At 53.2% G+C, this 4,053-nt stretch carries 3 protein-coding genes; all 3 read right to left on the bottom strand.

The window, feature by feature from the left end; translation table 11 throughout:
• Window positions 1–55 precede the first annotated feature (55 nt).
• The 3 genes from prfB to FP815_15810 all read right to left on the bottom strand — a co-directional run bounded on the left by prfB (window position 56) and on the right by FP815_15810 (window position 3,839).
• A protein-coding gene (gene prfB, locus FP815_15820) for a peptide chain release factor 2 (GenBank protein MBA3016397.1) occupies window positions 56–1,154 on the bottom strand; the annotation gives its coding sequence in 2 pieces (ribosomal slippage) (window positions 56–1,084 and window positions 1,086–1,154; 1,098 coding nt in all).
• 211 nt (window positions 1,155–1,365) lie between these two features.
• The gene (lnt, locus tag FP815_15815; GenBank protein MBA3016396.1) at window positions 1,366–2,973 is read right to left on the bottom strand and encodes an apolipoprotein N-acyltransferase; all 1,608 of its coding nucleotides are present in this window, start codon (window positions 2,971–2,973) and stop codon (window positions 1,366–1,368) included.
• Entirely contained in the window at window positions 2,970–3,839 is an 870-nt protein-coding gene (locus FP815_15810) for an HlyC/CorC family transporter (protein MBA3016395.1), read from the bottom strand. The genes lnt and FP815_15810 overlap by 4 nt, the downstream gene beginning before the upstream one ends.
• Window positions 3,840–4,053 lie beyond the last annotated feature (214 nt).

The following is a 4,053-nucleotide window of genomic DNA, read 5'->3' as shown; positions in this document are numbered from 1 at the left end:
GCAAATCGATAACCAGAGTAGTCCGGTGATGAGATCAATATTTCCCATCACCGGACTACTCTGGCTTCCAGAGCAGAAACGCCTTGATGAAGGGGTCCAGGTTGCCATCCATGACGCTGTCGACATTGCCTGTTTCATGGTTGGTACGGTGGTCCTTCACCATCCGGTAGGGCTGCATGACGTACGAGCGAATCTGGCTTCCCCAGGCGATCTCTTTCTTGTCGCCGTGCAGGACCTGCTGTTCCGCTTTTTGCAGCTTTTTTTCGTGTTCATAGATCTGGGCCTTGAGCATCTTCATGGCAGTACTCTTGTTGCTGAACTGAGAACGTTCGTTCTGGCATTGGACCACGATACCGGTGGGGAAATGGGTGATGCGAATGGCGGAACTGGTCTTGTTGACATGCTGACCGCCTGCCCCACTGGCACGGTAGGTGTCGATCCGGAGGTCTTTATCGTTGATTTCGACAGTGATGTCGTCATCAAGTTCGGGAAAGATAAACACCGAGGCGAATGAGGTGTGGCGGCGCTTTTGGGTGTCGAATGGGGAGATTCGTACCAGGCGGTGGATGCCCATCTCCGAGCGGAGATACCCGTATGCGTTATGGCCGTTGACCATGATGGTGACACTCTTGGTCCCTGCTTCATCACCAGGCAGCATGTCGAGGATCTCGGTGGGGAATTTCTTTTTTTCCGCCCAACGCAGGTACATTCGGAGCAGAATGTCCGCCCAATCCTGGGCCTCGGTTCCGCCTGCCCCTGCGTGAATGGTAAGCATGGCGTTATTGGCGTCATGTTCACCGCTCAGCATGCACTCCAGCTCTTTGGCTGCGACCTGGTCGTTTAACTCGGTAAGGATCTGGTCGGCCTCACTCTCGGTATCCGGGTCGTTTTCTTCGTCGGCCAGCTCAAGCAGAATCTGCGCCTCTTCCCAGGCGGCCTGCATACCCTGCCAGTTGGAAACTACCTCCTGGATGATACCCATTTCTTTCTGGACTTTGGCGGCCCTGGGGGCGTCTTCCCAAAAATTGGGGGAGAGCGTCTGTCGCTCCAGGATCAAAATGTCTTCTTTCTTTTTATCTAAGTTAAAGATGGCTCCGCAGTGAAAATAATCGGCCTTTGATCTCTTCTATTTTTTGTCTCAATTCTGCTGACATGGCAATTTCCTCTGTATGGTTAGTTAAGCAGTTACCAACTGCTCAGGTTATCGGTTTACGGTTGTCAGTTAGCGGTTAGTGATTTCTACAAACTATATTGCTGATATCTGTGAGACTGTTAACCGTAAACCGGTAACTGATCACCGTCAACCTGGCTAGTTACAACGGGAAAAGGGGACAGATTCCAAATCTGCCCCCAATCTGTCATCGCTCATACCCTATCTCTCTGCAAAATACCATATAAAAGCAAGAGACTCAAGCAGAGGAGGCAGAGGTTGGGGAAGAGGTATCCGGCTTGGGAGTAGAAGGATTTCTCTTCAAGGAGAGGTAATCGACCAGTGGTGACCTTGGCTTCGAAGATGGTGGTGGTGGCAAGTACTTTGCCCACAGGGTCGATTAGGCAGCTGATACCGGTATTGGCGGATCGGGCGAGGCTGCGGCGGTTTTCAATAGCACGAAGCACAGCCATGGGCACCTGCTGATAGGGGGCGCTGGATCGTCCGTACCAGGCGTCATTGGTGAGGTTGACCAAAATGTTGGCGCCATGAAGGGTTCGGATACGGGCGAGGTTGGGAAAGATGCTTTCAAAGCAGATCAGGACGCCGATTCTGGTCTGATCGTCGATGAGTGGCGCGGCATCTGTGCCGGGTGAGAAGTTGCCCATGGTCTGGACCAGGGGCATGGCTTTAGGCAGGAAGTTTTGGAGTGGGATGTATTCGCCAAAAGGGACCAGATGCTCCTTGTCGTAACGTTGGAGCGCGGTGAACTCGCCTGTGCTGGCGGGGGTGATCAGGAATGCGCTGTTGAAGTAATTGGTGAGATTGTTAGTTGGGGCGCTCTCGAAATGTGGGGCTCCGGTGAGGAGGCTGGGACTGCCGGGGGACGTGACCGAAGCTGTTACCCGTTGAAAGAGGGGGTGCTCACTTGGGAAAAAAGGGAGGGCGGTTTCCGGCCAGATCAACAGGTCGATGGGGCCTTGAGTTGCGGATTCTTCGGACAGGGATAGGTAGATGTTCACGGTTTTTTCTTGAAGTCCAGGGAGCCATTTCTCGCTTTGATCGATATTGCCTTGGATCAGCCCTATTGAAATCGTCGAAGCCTGAGCCATGGCAATTTCCAGGTTTTGCGCTCGCCAGAGGCTATACCCGCAGGCGGTGGCAATAACGAAAAGTGGCAGAACAAGACAGGAGAGTAAGCTGCAAGGGGTATCTGGCGATACTGTCTGGGAATTGTTTATAGGCGCGATTTGGGGCCAAGGGATGAGCCGGGCAATCAGAGTGTTGACCATGACGATCAGAAAGGTGATTCCATGATGGCCGGTGATGTCTGCTGTCTGATTGACCAGGGGAAAGGAAAATTGGCTATAGCCCAGGTCAAGCCATGGAAATCCGGTGAAAAGCCAGGCGCGGACGAAATCAAGGCCGACCCAGGTCATTGGTGCAATCCACACCGTGGGGAGGCGTTTTTCGGACCAGGAGATCATGGCAGCAAATGCTGCCATGGACAGGCCCATGTAGAAGGCAAGGCCAAGGAGCGCCGGTAAGGTCAGCCACAGGGGCAGGCCTCCGTATCGGCCTAAAGCGATGATGATCCAGTAGATGAGTGACAGGAAATAGATGACGCCGGAGAGCAAGCCCAGCCAGGCGCTGGCCTTTGCCGAAAGTCCGCGACAGGCAAGCAGTAGCGGAACCAGAGCAACCCATGCCAGGGGGGAGACTGCCCACTGCCCTGGTGAGGCGACAAAAAGGATAAGGCTTGTCACTAGAGCAAGGATCAGGCGGCGCCCCTGGCCTGCCTTGGAGGAGAAAGCTGTGTTCATGATTCTTGGGAGGTGGGGGGCGCGGGGCGACTGATCTTCAAGGATGAAATGCGTCGTTTGGTGGCGGAAAGAACTTGAATGGTCAGATCGCAGATTTCAATGAATTCACCGATTCTGGGGATGTGGCCGAGCTGATGAATCACCAGGCCGCCGATCGATTCATAGGGTCCTTCAGGCAGAGTGACAGCAAAGAATGTCTCGACCTCCTCTATGTCCACCTTGGCGTCGGTCTGGACGGTATGTGCGTCGATGACGCGCCAGCGGGAGGGGTCGATGTCGTGTTCGTCATTGATTTCACCGACGATCTCCTCGATAACATCCTCCAGGGTAACCAGCCCGCGGACGCTGCCAAACTCGTCGATAACTATGGCCATGTGAATCTGCTTTGCTTTGAAATCACGGAGCAGTAGGCCGATGCGGTGGTTTTCCAGGATGAACAGCGGTTGCTTGATACAGCCATCGGGGAGGGTGTTGGTCCCTGGGGCGTTGGCGTAGCGCAGCAGGTCCTTGGCGTGGAGAATGCCAATGATTCGGTCGGAATTGCCGGTGTAGATCGGCACTCTGGTGAATCCCTCTTTGACGATCAGGGCGACGAGTTCCGAAATGGTGGCGGTGTTGGGAGCACAGACCATGTCGGTGACCGGAGTCATGATCTCCTTGGCTTTGGTGTCGCGCAGGTCGAAGATCGAGTTGATCATCATCCCTTCCTGGGAGGTGATCAGGCCCTGCTCTCGGCCGTCTTCCAGAATCTCCTGGATTTCCTGCTCCAGGTCTTCTGTGGTATCGGGGGCCTTGGCCAGGCCAATCAAAGTGAGGAGACGTCTGACTAGGGAGAGGTTTGGTGACGGGTGTTCTTCGCTGTCCATAAATATATTGGGTTGGTTGGTGCGGGAATCTACGATTGAAACTAGTGCATGAAACGGTTTCGCGAATGAAAAATCAAGAGATTTATTGATTATCTACTAAAAAAAAAAATTAAAATATGTTAAAGAGCCTTAATTGTATGACTGTGTATGTTATTTTGGATTTTTCCGTCTTCTTAAAAGTGTCATGGCTAAGGGGTTGATATTGCCAGAGGTT

Source organism: Desulfobulbaceae bacterium, from assembly GCA_013792005.1.
Lineage (GTDB): Bacteria > Desulfobacterota > Desulfobulbia > Desulfobulbales > VMSU01 > VMSU01.
The sequence above is the reverse complement of the archived record's forward strand: the minus strand, read 5'-3'. Positions and strand labels throughout refer to the sequence as shown.

Coding starts and splice junctions, on each gene's coding strand:
- lnt (MBA3016396.1), bottom strand. CDS start 2,973: ATGAACACAGCTTTCTCCTCCAAGGCAGGCCAGGGGCGCCGCCTGATC.
- FP815_15810 (MBA3016395.1), bottom strand. CDS start 3,839: ATGGACAGCGAAGAACACCCGTCACCAAACCTCTCCCTAGTCAGACGT.